Source organism: Promicromonospora aerolata, assembly GCF_042682255.1.
Lineage (GTDB): Bacteria > Actinomycetota > Actinomycetes > Actinomycetales > Cellulomonadaceae > Promicromonospora > Promicromonospora aerolata.
This window is the reverse complement of sequence record NZ_JBHUHF010000001.1, coordinates 739,580-753,766: the sequence shown is the minus strand read 5'-3', so window position 1 is coordinate 753,766 and position 14,187 is coordinate 739,580. Positions and strand designations below refer to the sequence as shown.

Genomic DNA, 14,187 nt, shown 5'->3' with positions numbered 1-14,187 from the left:
CCGTGGGATCCGGCACCGGCGAACCCGTCGTCCGGGTTCGTGGCCTGACCAAGGACTTCGACGGGACCACCGCCCTGGCGGGCGTGGACCTCGACGTGGCGCGCGGCGAGCTGCTCGTGCTGCTCGGCCTGTCGGGCTCGGGCAAGTCGACGCTCCTGCGCTGCCTCAACGGCCTGCACCGGCCCACCTCCGGTGAGGTCACGGTGGCGGGCACCCGGGTCGACCGCGCGTCGGGGCGCGAGCTGCGCCGCCTGCGCACCGAGGTCGGCTTCGTGTTCCAGCAGTTCAACCTCGTCGGCCGGCTCACGTGCCTCGAGAACGTGCTGATCGGCGGGCTCGGGCGGGTCCGCGGACCGCGGTACGGCGTGACGACGTACTCGCGCCGGATGCGCGACGAGGCGCTCGCCCACATCGACCGGGTCGGCCTCGCGGACCACGCCTACCAGCGGGCCGACACGCTCTCGGGCGGCCAGCAGCAGCGTGTCGCCATCGCACGGACCCTCATGCAACGCCCCCAGCTCGTGCTGGCCGACGAGCCCGTCGCGTCGCTCGACCCGGAGAACTCGGGCGCGGTGATGGACCTCCTCGTCCGGGTGTGCGCCGAGGAAGGGCTGACCGTCGTGTGCACCCTGCACCAGGTCGACCTCGCGCTCGGGTGGGCGCACCGGCTGGTCGGCCTGCGCAGCGGCGAGAAGGTTCTCGACCGACCGGCGGCGGACCTGACCCGGGACGACGCCATGTCGATCTACCGGCGCGTCGACCCGGCAGCAGCGGAGGCGGACGCCGGAGCGACCGCCCCGGCCGACACGCGCGCACCGGCGGCCCTGGCGTGACCGCCCCGCCGACGGCCACGCGGGAACGTGCTGCCGGACCCGCACCGCACCGCACCGGCGGACGCCTGCCGCCGCCGCCCACGCCGCAGCAGCGCCTGCTCCGCTGGATCGCGGGCGGTTCGGTGCTGCTCACGCTCGTCGCGGCGTCGTCGATCGGCCTCGACCTGCCGACGCTGGTCGCCGGCGGTGCCGACGTCGCGTCGCTCGTCGAGCGGATGCTGCCGCCGCGCGTCGACGATCCCGCGCGCATCGCCGCACTCACCCTCGACACGGTGCTCATGGCATTCCTCGGGACCGTGCTGGCGACGCTCCTGTCCGTCCCCCTCGCGTTCCTCGCCGCCCGCACGACGACGCCGCACCCCGCCGTGGCCGCCGTCGCACGTGGCCTCATCACGTTCTGCCGCGCCGTGCCCGACCTCGTGTTCGCGGTGCTCTTCGTCCGCGCGCTCGGCCTCGGTGTGCTGCCCGGCGTGCTCGCCCTCGCGCTGCACTCCGTCGGCATGCTCGGCAAGCTCTTCGCCGACGCCATCGAGGACGCCGACCCCGGCCCCCGCGAGGCGGTGCGCAGCGTCGGCGTCGGCCCGCTGCGCGAGCTGCTCAACGGCGTGGTGCCCCAGGTGGTGCCCGCCTGGGTGTCGGCGTTCGTCTACCGGGTGGACATCAACCTGCGCACGTCCGTCGTGCTGGGCTTCGTCGGCGCGGGCGGCATCGGCTTCGCCCTGCAGGACGCGCTGCGCGGCCTCGTGTACCCGAAGGCGCTCGGCATCGTCGCGATCATCCTCGTGGTCGTCGCGGCCATGGAGCTGCTGTCGATGGCGGTCCGCCGCGCGCTGCTGGCGCCCCGCCGCCCGCGCTTCGGACGGGACCGGGTGATCCGGTTCGTCTCCGGCGGCGCCGCGCTCGCCCTCACGGCGGTCGCGTTCGTCCGGCTCGAGATCGACCCGGTCTCCCTGGTGACGTCGGTACCCGACCTGCTGAGGGTCGCCGGCCGCACGTTCCCGCCGGACCTCACGTCGCTCGGACCCGTGCTCTGGGAGGCGCTGCTCCAGACGCTCGCGATCGGGCTCGTGGCCACGGGGATCGGCGTCGTGCTGTCACTCCCCCTCGGCCTGCTCGCCGCCCGGAACGTGGCACCCCACCCCGTGGTCCATGCCGCCGCCCGCACCGTCGTCCTCGTCGTCCGGGCGGTCCCGGAGCTCGTCCTCGCGGTGATCCTCGTCGCGGCCGTCGGCCTCGGGCCGGTCGCCGGTGCCATCGCGCTCGGCATCGGCTCGATCGGCTTCCTCGGCAAGCTGGTCGCCGACGCCGTCGAGGAGGTCCCGGCGGGACCCGCCGAGGCGGTGCGCTCCGTCGGCGGCGGCTGGTGGAAGGTCCTCTTCGCGGCGGTCCTGCCCCAGAGCATGCCGTCGGTCGTCGGCTCGGCGCTCTACCTGCTCGACGTCAACATCCGGACCTCGACGATCCTCGGGATCGTCGGCGCCGGCGGGGTCGGCTTCCTGCTGTTCGAGGCGGTGCGCACCCTCCAGTTCGAGGTGGTCGGTGGCATCGTGCTCCTGGTGTTCGTCGTCGTCCTCCTCATCGAAAGGCTCTCCGGGTGGATCCGCGCACAGCTGACCTGACGACCGTGGCGTTGTGGGAGGGCGGCGACGCCGTCCGCCTCGTCGAGGTGCCGCTCCCCGAGCCGGGTCCCGGAGAGGTGCTCATGCGGGTCCGGCTCGCGACGGTCTGCGGGAGCGACCGGCACACCGTCTCGGGGCGGCGCTCGTCGCCCTCGCCCTCGGTGCTCGGGCACGAGGCGGTAGGTGACGTCGTCGCGACCGGTCCCGGTGGCGCACCGGCCGACGACGGCCGCCCGCTCGCCGAGGGCGACCGGGTCGTCTGGGGCGTGACCGTCACGTGCGGCACCTGCGACCGGTGCACCGCCGGACGCACCGCGAAGTGCCGGTCGGTCCGCAAGGTCGGGCACGAGGCGTTCGGGTCCGACTGGCCGCTCAGCGGAACCTACGCACAGCACCTGGTGCTGCCGCGCGGCGCGACCATCGCCCGCGTCCCGGCCGCCCTGCCCGACGAGCTCGCGTCCCCCGCGGGCTGCGCGACCGCCACCGTCATGGCGGCCCTCGAGGCCGCCGGGCCGCTCACCGGCTGCCGCGTCCTGGTCAGCGGCGCGGGGATGCTCGGCATCACCGCCGTGGCCGCCGCGCGCGCCGCCGGGGCGAGCCAGGTTCTCGTCACCGACCCGGACCGGGCCCGGCTCGACCTCGCCCTGCGGTTCGGCGCCACGTCCGCGCACGGCGTCGACGCACCGGTGCGGGCCACCGACCCCACCTCCGGCGGCGGCACCGCGCTCGGCCCCGTGGACGTCGCGATCGAGCTGTCCGGGGCGAGCCCCGCGGTGACCCGGTGCCTCGACGCCCTCGACGTCGGTGGACGCCTCGTGCTCGCCGGTTCCGTCGCGCCCGCCCCGCCGGTACCGCTCGACGCGGAACGGGTGGTGCGCGGCTGGCTCACCGTCACGGGCGTGCACAACTACGAGCCGCGGCACCTCGGTGCGGCGCTGGCCCTGCTCGCCGACACCCGCGACACGGTGCCGTGGCACGAGCTCGTCGCGCCCGCCGTCGCGCTCGATCAGGTGGGGCGGGTGCTCACCGGGCCGCCCGGCGTCGCGCCGCGAGCAGCGGTGGTCCCGTGACCGGCCCCACCGTCGGGAGCCGTCCCGGGAGCCCCGAGCTCCACGACGACGCGGACGGCGTCCGCCCGCACCCACCGCTCCGTCGAGAGCAGCGGGCGCCCGTCCGCGCCGTCGCGCGCGAGGCTCGCGATCAGCCAGGCCGGGTCACCCGGCCGGCAGCCGAGCCCGGCGCTCGCGTCGTCGGGCGCGGACTCCATGCTGGCCCGGGTCCACGCACGCTCGGGACGCACCCGAGCGACCTCGCGCAGGATCGCGTCCAGCGACTCCTCGTGGCGCAGGGCGGCCGGCAGCTCGGGCACCAGCGCCACCGTGAGCCACTCGACGCCCCACGCGGCGGGCATCCCGTCGATGAACGACCGGCGCACGAGCCGGAACCCCAGTTCCCCCGGCTCCGTCCAGAGCGCGTGCGCGACCGAGGGCGGCAGCGGCACCTCGTCACAGGCCAGCACGACCGTGCGGGGCGTCGCGCCCGCCTCACGGACCGTGCGGCTCCAGGACGGGGCCCGGCCCGGTGCGACGAGGTAGTCGACGCGCCGCCGCGTGAAGGTGCCGCCACCCTGGATCCGGCTCACGAGCATCCGGCGCTCCAGCTCCCCGAGGGCCGCGCGGGCCGCCGCACGTCCCACGCCGAACCGCTGGCCGACGTCCGCCTCGGACGCGACCCGGGTGCCCGGTGGGACGCTCGCGAGCTCCTCCGCGAGCACCCGGACGATCTCGGTCGACTTGGTCACGCAGGAACGGTAGCGCGACCAGATGACTGCGGCATGAACTCGACGACCCGCTCGACCCCCTCTCGGAAAGGCCGCCCATGACCCGCTCCAGCCCCGACCCAGCCGCCGGGCACGTGGTCGTCGTCGGCGCCGGGGTGGTCGGCCTCGGCGCGGCCGCCGAGGCGCACCGCCGCGGCTACCGCGTGACGGTCGTCGAGCAGGCCGCGTCGGTGGTCGGTGCGTCCGTGCAGAACTTCGGGCACGTCTGCGTCACCGCCCAAGCCGGTCCGGCTCGCGAGTACGCCCTCGTGGCCCGCGAGCGATGGCTGTCGCTCGGGTCCGCCGCGGGCTTCGCCGTCGCAGCGACGGGCACGCACGTCGTCGCCCGGACGAGCACCGAGCTGCGCCTGCTCGAGGAGCTCGCCGCGGAACGCGGCACCGACGAGGTGCGGCTGCTCGACGCCCCGCTGGCGCGCGCGGCCGCCCCGGTCCGCCCGGACCGGGTGACCGGCGGCGCGCACCTGCCGCTCGACCTGCAGGTCGACCCCCGGGTCGCCGCGCCGGCGCTCGCCGCCTGGCTCGAGAGCCAGGGTGTGACCTTCCAGTGGCGGACGGCCGCGCGCGCGGTCGGCACCGGCCGCGTGGAGACCACCGCGGGCCCCCTCGACGCGGACGTCGTGATCGTCGCCGCCCACCACGACCTCGACCGGCTCCTGCCCGACGTCGCTGCACGGGCCCAGCTGCGCCGCTGTCGGCTGCACATGCTCCGCGTGCGGCCGCCCGGGGGGCGTGCGTTCACCGGCCCGGTGCTCACGGGCTGGTCCATGGTCCGGTACGCGGCCCTCGCCGCCTGCCCCTCCGCCCCCCTGGTCGCCGACGAGCTCGCCGCGGCGGACCCGGCCGCGGCGGCCTGGGACGTCAACCTGATGCTGACCCCGCAACGGGACGGCACGCTGATCGTGGGCGACACCCACCTGCGCGCGGTCGACGCGCCCGTGTTCCAGGACGAGGAGGGGTATGCGGTCCTGCTGCGGCTGGTCGCCGACCTGCTCGGTACGACGCCGGGCCCGGACCTCGACGTCGTCGAGCGCTGGCAGGGCACGTACGCGACGGCGCCCGGGGAGTTCCTCGTCACCGAGCCGGAACCGGGCGTGCACGTCGCCACGGTCACCACCGGCATCGGGATGACGACGGGCCTGGGGCTCGCCGTTCACGTGCTCGACCAGGCCGGGCTCACGGGCTGACCGGCCCTCTACTGTCGCCGCTGTCGCCTCTTGCCGCACCCTTCGCGCGTCCACCCTCGCGCGACCCCTCTGGAAGGAATCCCCATGATCGCTCTGGCCGCCCTGGACATCGCCGGCACCACCGTCGAGGAAGGAGGAGCCGTCTACCGCGCGCTGCACGACGCGGTGCGCCGGCACGGCAGCACGGCCGAGGTCGCGGACGTCGCGCACTGGATGGGCGCCGACAAGCGCACGGCCATCCGCGCCCTGCTCGCACTCGGTGGCGACCCGTCCGCCGTCGAGAAGGCGTTCGCCGACTTCGAGCGGCTGCTCGGCGAGGCGTACGACGCGAACCCGCCCGTCGCGATGCCCGGGGTGGTCGAGGCATTCGCCGGCCTCCGTGACCACGGCGCGAAGGTCGCGCTCACCACGGGATTCTCGGCGGAAGTCACCGGCCTCCTGCTGGAGCGCCTCGGATGGCAGGACGGCGCCGTGGACGCCGTCGTCTGTACCGACGACGTGCCCGCCGGCCGGCCCGCACCGTACATGGTCCACCGCGCCATGGAACGGACCGGTGTGCTGCGGACGGCGGACGTGCTCACGGCCGGCGACACCGTCCTCGACCTCGAGGCCGGCTCCAACGCCGGGGCCGGGATCGTGGTGGGCGTCCTCAGTGGGGGCGTGCCGCGCGAGGTGCTCGCGGCCGCCCCGCACACCCATCTGATCCCGTCGGTGGCGAGCCTCCCGGACGTGCTGGCCGGGATCTAGGCCATGGCCGGCGCCGGCCGGTTCAGCGCACGGCCTTCTTGACCAGGTCGGCGAAGGTGGCGGCGCCGACGTCGTCCAGCCCGGTCAGGGCGTACGACGTCGGCCACATGCCGCCGTCCTCGTCGAGCGCTGCCGCCACGCTGAACCCCAACGTCGAGTACCGCTCCTTGTCCACCTGCCCGCTGCGGAAGAAGCAGACCACCTTCCCGTCCACGGCGTAGGCGGGCTGTCCGTACCAGAGCCTGGGTGCTAGCTCGGGGGCGGCGGTCGTCACGATGTCGTGCACCCGAGCGGCCAGCTCCCGGTCCGGGGACTCCATCTCGGCGATCTTCGCCAGTACCGCCGCCTCGTCCTTGGCCGCCTTCTGCGCGGCCCGGCCACCACCGGCCTCCGCCTTCAGCTCCTTGGCGCGTGCCTTCATCGCGGTGCGCTCCTGCTCCGAGAACGCGCCGCTCGAAGAATCCTCCCGCTTGCCCGCACCTGCCCTGGATGTGCTGCTCATCGCGATCTCCTCCTCGGAATGGGCGCTCGCCCGCTGGCCGGTGGCTCCGACGCTAGTCCCGGCGGCCGCATCGGGCTTCTCGATTCCTGACCGCCTCGGTGCGCCCTGCGCGCGAGCCGCGGCGGTACTGTCCGACAGTTGCCCGCGCGCACGGCCCGGCGCCGTGCGCGACGTCGGCCATGATCCTGTTCGCACCCCGAAGGACCACGCATGCCATTCACGCTCTCCCACCCCGCGGCCGTGCTACCGCTCCTGCGGCGCCCGTTCAGCGCCGCCGCGCTGGTGGCCGGGGCGGTGGCACCCGACATGCCGTACTTCGCCCGCAGCACGCCGATCCCGGTGACCGCCCAGTCCTGGTACGAGCCGCTCATGAACGCCACGACCTCGCACGGCCTGCCCGGAGCCGTGACCGTGAGCCTGCCCTATGCGGTGGCGCTGTGGGGCCTGTTCCTCGTCGCCCGTCGTCCGGTGGGCGGGCTGCTGGCGGCGGGCGGTCCGGGTGCCGCGGCGGATGGTGGGCCGCCGGCTGGGCCGAGTGGTGCGAGTGCCCTGCGGCGCGGCGGCTGGGTGCTCGTGTCCCTGCTGATCGGCATCGCGACGCACCTGCTCTGGGACTCGTTCACGCACGGCGACGGCTACGTCGTGCTGCACGTGCCGTTCCTGAGCGACCAGCTGGCCGGCGACCTCACGTGGGCCAGGGCGCTGCAGCACGTGAGCACCGTCGGCGGGCTGGTGGTCCTCGGGGTGTACCTGTGGCGGCGTCGAACCCGGCTCCTCGCCCGGCTCGGGGGCCGGCGCAGGGTCCGGCGACTCGTCGGGATCGTCGGTGGTGTGGCCGCCGTCGGCGCGGTCGCGAACACCGTCGAGCTCTGGGGCGACACCGGCCTCTCGGTACGGGACTCGGTCGAGCTGGCCCTCTCCTCCGCGGCGGCCGGGGCCGGCGCCGCGCTCGGCACCGCACTGCTCCTCTATGTCGTGGTGTGGTGGGCGGCTCATGTGCTGAAGGCTCGGGCAACCGCTCAGGCGGCAGCGAGCAGGAACGGTTCCACCCCGGTGTGACCGATCGTCACCAGCACACCGGGCCTCGGGCGGCCGGACCGGCCCTGCTCAGAACGGCGGGTCGTCAGGGCCGGTCCCGGTCGGACCGGTCGGGTCGGTGTCGGTGTCGGTCTCGGTCTCGCTCGTGCGGTGGCGGCGCAGGCTCCGTCCGGTCAGTGCCCTGAGGGTCAGGTCATAGCTCGTGTCCGGATCGATCTGGTCGATCTCGACCCGCGTGTCAAGCACGGTCGGCGGCCGGACGTGCGTTCTACCGCCGGGTGCGGTCCAGGTGGTCACACCGCTGCCCTGGTCACGCCCCACACGCCAGCCGCCGTGGGTCTTGAGCAGATGGTGCCGACGGCACAAGGCGTGCAGGTTCTGCGCGCTCGTCTGCCCGCGGCGACCGCCATGCCGGTCTGCCCGTACTTCGTCCACCGTGCCGTCATGGTCGAGGGGCGCGTCGTGGTCGAACGGCTCGATATGGTCGAGGTCGCACCAGGCGGCCGGCCTCGCACAGCCGACGAACGTACAGGTCCCGTCCCTGGCCTCCACCCCGGCCCGCAGGACCTTGCCGGGCTGGTAGGTGCGGGTGGAGTAGTCGACCAGCACGCCGGTGACCGGGTCGGTGACCAGACGTTGCCAGGTCGCGTCCTGGGCGATGAGGCGGGCCGACTCCGCGGGGACCGGCCCGAACCCGGCCAGGTCACCGGGAGCGTCGTCGAGACCCAGCAGGGCACTGGCCGGGACGGTCACGCGCACGACCGGCCGGGTGGGCGTCACCCGTACCGGCCGCACGACCTCCTGGACGACGGGCGCCCTGCCACCACACGTGCAGACCGGCCCGGCACCACCGCTACCAGCCCGCTCTGCAGCCGTGTCTTCAGCAGCCGCGCCGCCTGCAGCCACACCCCCGACCGACGACACCGCGCAGGCGTCGTCGAACCGGTCAGCCGGCAGGAGGCGACCGGTGACGAGGCCCGTCAGGGAGTCCGCCCGGAGCTGTGCCAGGTTCCGCTCCTCGCCGGCGGTGCGCTGCAGCTGGTGCGCCATGTCGTCGACGACACCCCACACCGCTGCCGCGTCCACGGCCGGAAGGTAGGCGGTCAGCCAGCCCATGTCGTTCTCGGCACGGTCCAGACAGACCGAGCGCCGCTGCTCCTCGGCCCGCACCGTCTCGGCGGCGCCGTGCCGGGCCTTGGCGAACTGCAGCATCCGCGCCTGGAGCCAGCGCCACGTACGCCGCGGCGCCTGGGGCAGGTACCTGCTGATCGCCTCGGCCCGCTCGGCCGCCGTCAGCTGCGCCGCCGAGCGCAGGAGAGTGTGCGCCTTGCGCGCGTCGATCCGCCCGGCGACCAGTGCCGTGATCACCGTCGGGTGCACGGCACCGGCCTCCGCCCGCACGACGACCTCCGTCCCCTCGCGCTCGGTGACCACCAGCTCACCGGTCACCTGGCCGACCAGCGAGCCGTGCGCCAGCGGGCTGGTCTCCCGGGCGGCACGCTCGCCCACGGCCCGAGCCTGCACTCCCGCCGACCACGACTGCAGCCGCCCACAGGCGATCACCAGCTCCCCCAGCACGTCGTCAGGCAGGTCGCCCAGCATGTCGGCATCCGGGTCGGCGACCTCGGCCACCACGCGCGCCAGCTGCAGCCCCGGCGCACCGGACAGCGCCTCGCGCAACAGCTCGGCCGGCCACAGCACCACCGGTACGACGTCCGGTGGCCACTCCGGCCCCGGCGGTTCTCCCGGGGGCCGTAGCCCGACACCACCGTCGTCCAGAGGCGCGCCGTCCCACGGCGCGCCGCCCAGCCTCTCGTCAGCCCGGTCCTGATCCATCGCCACCCCCTCTGTCCATGTCCTCAAGCGTATCCAGGCCCACCCACAACCTCGGACACGTGTTCGATGTTGGAGGGTGACGCCCACATCCGTCTGTGAACTGCTCGCCGCGCCGGGCACCTCGCGCGCTCGCGGCCGAGGCCCGGCAGGCCGGTCCGCAGACCACGCCAGCAGGCCGCAGGACCTCAGAACGCCCGGTAGTCCGCGATCGGCAGCTTCGGCCCCCGCCGAGGCGCCTTGTGCCGTCCGTCGATCATGAGCAGACGGACCACCCGGTGCCGGTGGGGCGCGTACGGCGCCAGCAGCCGCAGCATCCCGTCGTCGTCCGTGCGTGCACCGGTCAGCGCCCAGCCCACGGCGGCGGACAGGTGGAAGTCGCCCACGGAGACGGCGTCCGCGTCGCCGAACGCGCGCTGCGCCACCTCTGCCGACGTCCACACCCCGACGCCCTGCACCTTCTCCAGCCGGGCACGGGCCTCGGCGGGCGGCATCGCGCACGCCTCCTCCAGCCGCGGTGCCACGAGCGCACAGCGCGCCACGGTGCGGGCGCGGCCCGGGTCGACGCCCGCCCGGTGCCAGTCCCAGACCGGCACCCTGGTCCACGTGCGCGCATCGGGCACGACCCGCAGCCCCTCCGGCCGGTCCGCCGGCACCGGACCGGGCGCGGGCGAACCGTACCGCCGCACCAGCCATCGCCACGCCCGCTGCGCGGTCACGATCTGCACCCGCTGCTCCAGCACGGCGGGCACGAGCGCCTCCAGCACGCGGCCCGTGCGCGCCATCCGCAGCCCGGCGGCACGGCGATGCGCGTCGCTCACCTGCGGCGGCGGCACGAAACCCGTGGTGTCGTCGTCCTCGCCGAGCAGTGCCGGCAGGGCCTCGGCAGCCTCCCCGGCGCCGTCGCCCCACAGGTGGACCAGCACCTCGTGCGGCCCGGCCGGCACGAACCGCTGCGTCACCGGACCGGTGCGCAGCAGCGACGTGCGCCAGACCGTGCCGTCGCCGGCCCGGTGAAAGGTCGGGTCGGCCCGGCCGTGCCCGAGCTGCGCGAGCGTCAGGGCGACGTCGAGCCGACGCGGCGAGCGGTGGCGGACGGTGAGCACCTCACCAGTGGACCACGCGCGGGCCGGCGGTCGAGAATCAGCCGCCGGACCGGGGCGGCCCTCAGGTGACCGCATGCTCGGCCTCGACCCGCGCCACCTCACGCACGACCGTGTCGACGAGCAGCGGATGGGCGAGCGGCCGGAAGTGACCGGACAGCGGGAGCTCGACGTTCCGTGCACCCGGGAGCCTGCCCGTCTCGGGGATGTGCGGGTCGAAGCGGGGGTACACGGCGGTGATGTGCTCGTTGACGATCAGCTCGCCGGCGAGCGCCAGCAGCACCGGGTCACGCGGGTCGAACGACCGCAGGGCCTGCGAGAGCATGTATCGCGCCCAGCGTGAGCCCGTGAACGGCGTGGCGATCGCGACCATGCCGAGCAGCCGGTCGCTCGCGGGCGAGAGCAGCACCTGCTTGCCGATGAGGCCGCCCTTGCTGTGCGCCACGAGAACCGCGCCGCGCAGGCCGGTCCGCTCGAGGTGCTCGATCACGATGTCGGCCGACTCGGGGACGGGCCGCGCGTTGTGCTTGAGGCCCGGCACCGCATGGACCGGGTGCCCCGCGCGGGCGAGGGCGGTCGCCGCGGCCTCCAGGAACTCCCACGTCTCGTAGATGCCGGGCAGCAGCACGACGGGCGCCCGCCCACCGTCGACCCCGGCGTCGACCCCACCGCCCGTCGCCGCGGTGGGCAGCGCCGGGCGCCGCACGACGTGGCGCAGCTGCCGGTGGGCGGCCCACGCGTAGTCGGCGGCCCGGGCGCCGAGGCGCGCGAGCGCGCCGCCGGGTGCACGACGTCGCGCGGTCATCCGATGCCCCGTCCGGCAGAGCGCCACGCCTCGAGCACGATCTGCGCGACACCGGCGGGATCGGCGTCCATGGCGTGGTGCCGGCCGCGCACCGTGCGGTGCCGGCCGAACGGCGCACGGGCCGCGAGCAGCTCGACCCACGCCTGCGGTGCGACAGGGTCACGTGCGCCCCGGACCACGACGACGGGGACCGTGGAGCGGAGCAGCACGTCCTCCAGGCGGTACTCGATCACGTGGCGCAGCTGCCTGAGGTAGTACGGCAGCCTGCAGCGCACCAGGGCGTCGACGAGCAGCACGCCGACCGTGTGCGGCGGTTCGCCGACGGCGTCGGCCGCCAGCCGTACCGCCTGGCCGTGGAAGCTCCGCGTGCTCGGTTCCGCCGTCGGCCCGACGAGGACGCCGGCCGCCGCGGTGTCGGGGTGGTCGGCGAGCAGCTGGGCCACCACCTGCGTGCCCATGGAATGGCCCAGGACGACGGGCGCGGGCAACCCGGCGTCGAGCACGTGCTCCCGCACGTACCGCGCCACGGCGCCGGCGTGCTCCGGGATACCGACGTCACGGGCCACGTGCCGGGACGCCCCGAAACCCGGCAGATCGAGCGCGTGCACCTCACCGTGCGCCACGAGGTGGTCGGTCAGCTTCCGATAGGCCCGCGACGAGGAGCCCACGCCGTGCACGAGCACCACCGCGCGATCCACGTCGAGCGGTGCGCGCACGTGCCCGACGACCGTGCAGCCGCCCTCGCTGGACCTGTTCACACGGTGCACGGTAGCGCCAGGCATACCGCCAGCATGAGCGCACACGCGGCCGCCCGCGAGGCGCCGGCGCCGGATGCGAGCGCCCGCCGCCGGTGCCACGGTGGCTCCATGCGCGTCGTCGTCGTAGGAGCCACCGGGAACGCGGGGACCGCCCTCCTGCGGGCCCTGCACCGCGATCCGCAGGTCACGTCGGTACTGGGAGTCGCCCGACGACTGCCCGACCGGAGCGCGGAACCGTACCGGCACGCCGAGTGGGCAGCGCTGGACATCGCGGCGGAGGACGGCAACGAGGCGGTGGTCGATCGGCTCGCCGAGCAGTTCCGGGGCGCCGACGCCGTGGTGCACCTCGCGTGGCTCGTGCAGCCCAACCGTGAGCGCGACCTCCTGCGCCGCACCAACGTGGAGGGCACGCGCCGGGTGGGCGACGCGGTGGTCCACGCCGGCGTACCGCACCTGGTCGCCGCCTCGTCGGTCGGGGCCTACTCCCCCGTCGACGACGACGTGCCCCGGCGTGAGGACTGGCCCGCCCGAGGCATCCCGACGTCCCACTACAGCGTGGACAAGGCGGCGCAGGAGCGCGTGCTCGACGAGCTGGAGGCCGCGCACCCCGACGTCGCCGTGGCGCGCCTGCGCCCGTCCCTCATCTTTCAGGCCGACGCCGCCCAGGCCGTGGTGCGCTATTTCCTGGGCCCGCTCGTGCCCGTGCAGCTGCTGCGGCAGGGCAGGCCCCCTGCGCTGCCGCTGCCCGCCGGCCTCCGCATGCAGGCCGTGCACGCGGCGGACGTCGCGGACGCCTACCGCCGGGTGGTGGTCGAGCGTGCGCGCGGCGCGTTCAACGTCGCGGCGGACGACCTGCTGCACGGCGCCGACCTCGCACGGATCGTCGGGCACGGCCGGCTGGTCGAGGTGCCGCCGACGGCCGTCCGCGCGGCGCTCGCCGTCGCCTACGACAGTCGCCTGGTCCGGGCGGACCCGGGGTGGCTCGACATGGCGATGACCGTTCCGGTGCTCGACACGGACCGGATCAGGGACGAGCTGGGGTGGGCACCGCGTCGCACCGCCGCCGAGGCGATCGAGGACCTGCTCGGTGGCATGGCCGTCGGCCAGGGGGTGCGTTCGGCTCCCCTGCGTCCGGCGACTCCGCGACCGGCCGGTGAGTCCGTCCTGCCCCTGCGGCACCGTGGCCCGGTTCGGGTCCCGGAGTCGATGGACAGCGGCCTGTTCGGCCTCTACCTCGCGGACCACCTCACCGCCGCGACGGCGGGGCTCGAGCTCGTCGAGCGGATGGTCGGCAGCCACCAGGACACTCCGTTCCACGCCGAGCTGGCCGAGCTCGCGGAACAGCTCCGCGGTGAGCGGGAGCTGTATCGCGACCTGTTGCACCGCCTCGACGTGCCGCTGCGCCGGCCTCGGCAGGCATTGGCCTGGCTCGGCGAGAGGGCCGGCCGGCTCAAGCTCAACGGCCGCCTCATCCAGCGGTCCCCGCTCTCGGCGGTGCTGGAGGCGGAGCTCCTGCGTTCGATGGTGGTCGGCAAGATCGGTGGCTGGCGGACGCTGCGCGAGCACGCCGCCGACGTCGGGCTGGACGCGGCGCAGCTCGACGACCTGATCGGCCTGGGCCACCGGCAGCTCGACCTGCTCGACCGGTTCCACGCGTACGCGCGTGAGCGGGCGTTCCGGACGGACGCACCGGAGAGTCAGCCGTCGGAGCGGTAGCCGTTCACCTTGTGCGTCCCGTCGCACCAGGGGGCGATGGCAGTGCCGCCGCAGCGGCACAGCGCCACGGTCGCCCGACGGCGGGGCACCGGCCGGCCGTCCTGGCCCAGGATCGCCGCGGGGCCACGCACCAGCAGCGGTCCGTCCGGGCAGGCGGTGACCGTCACCTCCGCGGTGGGGCGCGTGGTGCGGGCGTCGTCCGTCGTCAT

At 75.1% G+C, this 14,187-nt stretch carries 14 protein-coding genes; 7 read left to right on the top strand and 7 right to left on the bottom strand.

The genetic code is table 11. The features are described 5' to 3' along the window. Positions 1 to 2: 2 nt before the first annotated feature. The 3 genes from phnC to ACFSL2_RS03360 are packed head-to-tail and all read left to right on the top strand — an operon-like array spanning position 3 to position 3,522. Positions 3 to 833 carry a phosphonate ABC transporter ATP-binding protein gene (gene phnC / locus ACFSL2_RS03370; RefSeq protein WP_377196481.1) on the top strand — a complete coding sequence of 277 codons (831 nt, stop codon included), beginning with the start codon at positions 3 to 5 and terminating at the stop codon, positions 831 to 833. Further along, positions 830 to 2,452, top strand: coding sequence for a phosphonate ABC transporter, permease protein PhnE (gene phnE / locus ACFSL2_RS03365; RefSeq protein WP_377196480.1), 1,623 nt, complete (start codon positions 830 to 832; stop codon positions 2,450 to 2,452). Before phnC ends, phnE begins: the two co-directional genes overlap by 4 nt. Beyond that, positions 2,428 to 3,522, top strand: a complete 1,095-nt coding sequence (locus ACFSL2_RS03360; RefSeq protein ID WP_377196479.1) for a zinc-binding dehydrogenase — start codon at positions 2,428 to 2,430, stop codon at positions 3,520 to 3,522. Before phnE ends, ACFSL2_RS03360 begins: the two co-directional genes overlap by 25 nt. On the opposite strand, the gene ACFSL2_RS03355 is transcribed toward ACFSL2_RS03360, so the two are convergent. Continuing rightward, positions 3,459 to 4,253, bottom strand: coding sequence for a GntR family transcriptional regulator (locus ACFSL2_RS03355; protein WP_377196478.1), 795 nt, complete (start codon positions 4,251 to 4,253; stop codon positions 3,459 to 3,461). The two genes, ACFSL2_RS03360 and ACFSL2_RS03355, sit on opposite strands and share 64 nt — an antisense overlap. A gap of 77 nt (positions 4,254 to 4,330) precedes the next feature. Here ACFSL2_RS03355 and ACFSL2_RS03350 point away from each other — a divergent pair, with 77 nt between their 5' ends. Further along, positions 4,331 to 5,476, top strand: coding sequence for a TIGR03364 family FAD-dependent oxidoreductase (locus tag ACFSL2_RS03350; protein ID WP_377196477.1), 1,146 nt, complete (start codon positions 4,331 to 4,333; stop codon positions 5,474 to 5,476). Positions 5,477 to 5,560: 84 nt separating this feature from the next. Then, a complete protein-coding gene (locus ACFSL2_RS03345; RefSeq protein ID WP_377196476.1) occupies positions 5,561 to 6,223 on the top strand; it encodes a phosphonatase-like hydrolase in 663 nt (220 codons plus the stop codon). 22 nt (positions 6,224 to 6,245) lie between these two features. Here ACFSL2_RS03345 and ACFSL2_RS03340 read toward each other — a convergent pair whose 3' ends face one another. Continuing rightward, entirely contained in the window at positions 6,246 to 6,725 is a 480-nt protein-coding gene (locus tag ACFSL2_RS03340; RefSeq protein WP_377196475.1) for a DUF1801 domain-containing protein, read from the bottom strand. 210 nt (positions 6,726 to 6,935) lie between these two features. On the opposite strand from ACFSL2_RS03340, the gene ACFSL2_RS03335 reads away from it, so the two are divergent. After that, complete coding sequence (locus ACFSL2_RS03335; protein WP_377196474.1) at positions 6,936 to 7,784, top strand: DUF4184 family protein; 849 nt, start codon at positions 6,936 to 6,938, stop codon at positions 7,782 to 7,784. A 48-nt stretch (positions 7,785 to 7,832) separates the two neighbouring features. On the opposite strand, the gene ACFSL2_RS03330 is transcribed toward ACFSL2_RS03335, so the two are convergent. The 4 genes from ACFSL2_RS03330 to ACFSL2_RS03315 all read right to left on the bottom strand — a co-directional run bounded on the left by ACFSL2_RS03330 (position 7,833) and on the right by ACFSL2_RS03315 (position 12,262). Beyond that, positions 7,833 to 9,599 (bottom strand): HNH endonuclease signature motif containing protein, encoded by a 1,767-nt coding sequence (locus ACFSL2_RS03330; RefSeq protein ID WP_377196473.1) that lies wholly within the window; start codon positions 9,597 to 9,599, stop codon positions 7,833 to 7,835. A 185-nt stretch (positions 9,600 to 9,784) separates the two neighbouring features. Continuing rightward, the gene (locus ACFSL2_RS03325; RefSeq protein ID WP_377196472.1) at positions 9,785 to 10,702 is read right to left on the bottom strand and encodes a DNA-3-methyladenine glycosylase family protein; all 918 of its coding nucleotides are present in this window, start codon (positions 10,700 to 10,702) and stop codon (positions 9,785 to 9,787) included. A 61-nt stretch (positions 10,703 to 10,763) separates the two neighbouring features. Next, positions 10,764 to 11,504 carry an esterase/lipase family protein gene (locus ACFSL2_RS03320; RefSeq protein ID WP_377196471.1) on the bottom strand — a complete coding sequence of 247 codons (741 nt, stop codon included), beginning with the start codon at positions 11,502 to 11,504 and terminating at the stop codon, positions 10,764 to 10,766. Then, positions 11,501 to 12,262 carry an alpha/beta fold hydrolase gene (locus tag ACFSL2_RS03315; RefSeq protein ID WP_377196470.1) on the bottom strand — a complete coding sequence of 254 codons (762 nt, stop codon included), beginning with the start codon at positions 12,260 to 12,262 and terminating at the stop codon, positions 11,501 to 11,503. Before ACFSL2_RS03315 ends, ACFSL2_RS03320 begins: the two co-directional genes overlap by 4 nt. 33 nt (positions 12,263 to 12,295) lie before the next feature. Here ACFSL2_RS03315 and ACFSL2_RS03310 point away from each other — a divergent pair, with 33 nt between their 5' ends. Next, complete coding sequence (locus tag ACFSL2_RS03310) at positions 12,296 to 13,978, top strand: NAD-dependent epimerase/dehydratase family protein (protein WP_377196469.1); 1,683 nt, start codon at positions 12,296 to 12,298, stop codon at positions 13,976 to 13,978. Here ACFSL2_RS03310 and ACFSL2_RS03305 read toward each other — a convergent pair. Further along, a complete protein-coding gene (locus ACFSL2_RS03305) occupies positions 13,960 to 14,187 on the bottom strand; it encodes a CDGSH iron-sulfur domain-containing protein (protein ID WP_377196468.1) in 228 nt (75 codons plus the stop codon). The two genes, ACFSL2_RS03310 and ACFSL2_RS03305, sit on opposite strands and share 19 nt — an antisense overlap.

Bases quoted from the DNA above. Each gene is read 5' to 3' on its own strand.
- ACFSL2_RS03350 (WP_377196477.1), top strand. From the start codon at position 4,331: ATGACCCGCTCCAGCCCCGACCCAGCCGCCGGGCACGTGGTCGTCGTC.
- ACFSL2_RS03345 (WP_377196476.1), top strand. From the start codon at position 5,561: ATGATCGCTCTGGCCGCCCTGGACATCGCCGGCACCACCGTCGAGGAA.
- ACFSL2_RS03340 (WP_377196475.1), bottom strand. From the start codon at position 6,725: ATGAGCAGCACATCCAGGGCAGGTGCGGGCAAGCGGGAGGATTCTTCG.
- ACFSL2_RS03335 (WP_377196474.1), top strand. From the start codon at position 6,936: ATGCCATTCACGCTCTCCCACCCCGCGGCCGTGCTACCGCTCCTGCGG.
- ACFSL2_RS03330 (WP_377196473.1), bottom strand. From the start codon at position 9,599: ATGGATCAGGACCGGGCTGACGAGAGGCTGGGCGGCGCGCCGTGGGAC.
- ACFSL2_RS03320 (WP_377196471.1), bottom strand. From the start codon at position 11,504: ATGACCGCGCGACGTCGTGCACCCGGCGGCGCGCTCGCGCGCCTCGGC.
- ACFSL2_RS03310 (WP_377196469.1), top strand. From the start codon at position 12,296: ATGAGCGCACACGCGGCCGCCCGCGAGGCGCCGGCGCCGGATGCGAGC.
- ACFSL2_RS03305 (WP_377196468.1), bottom strand. From the start codon at position 14,187: ATGACGACGGACGACGCCCGCACCACGCGCCCCACCGCGGAGGTGACG.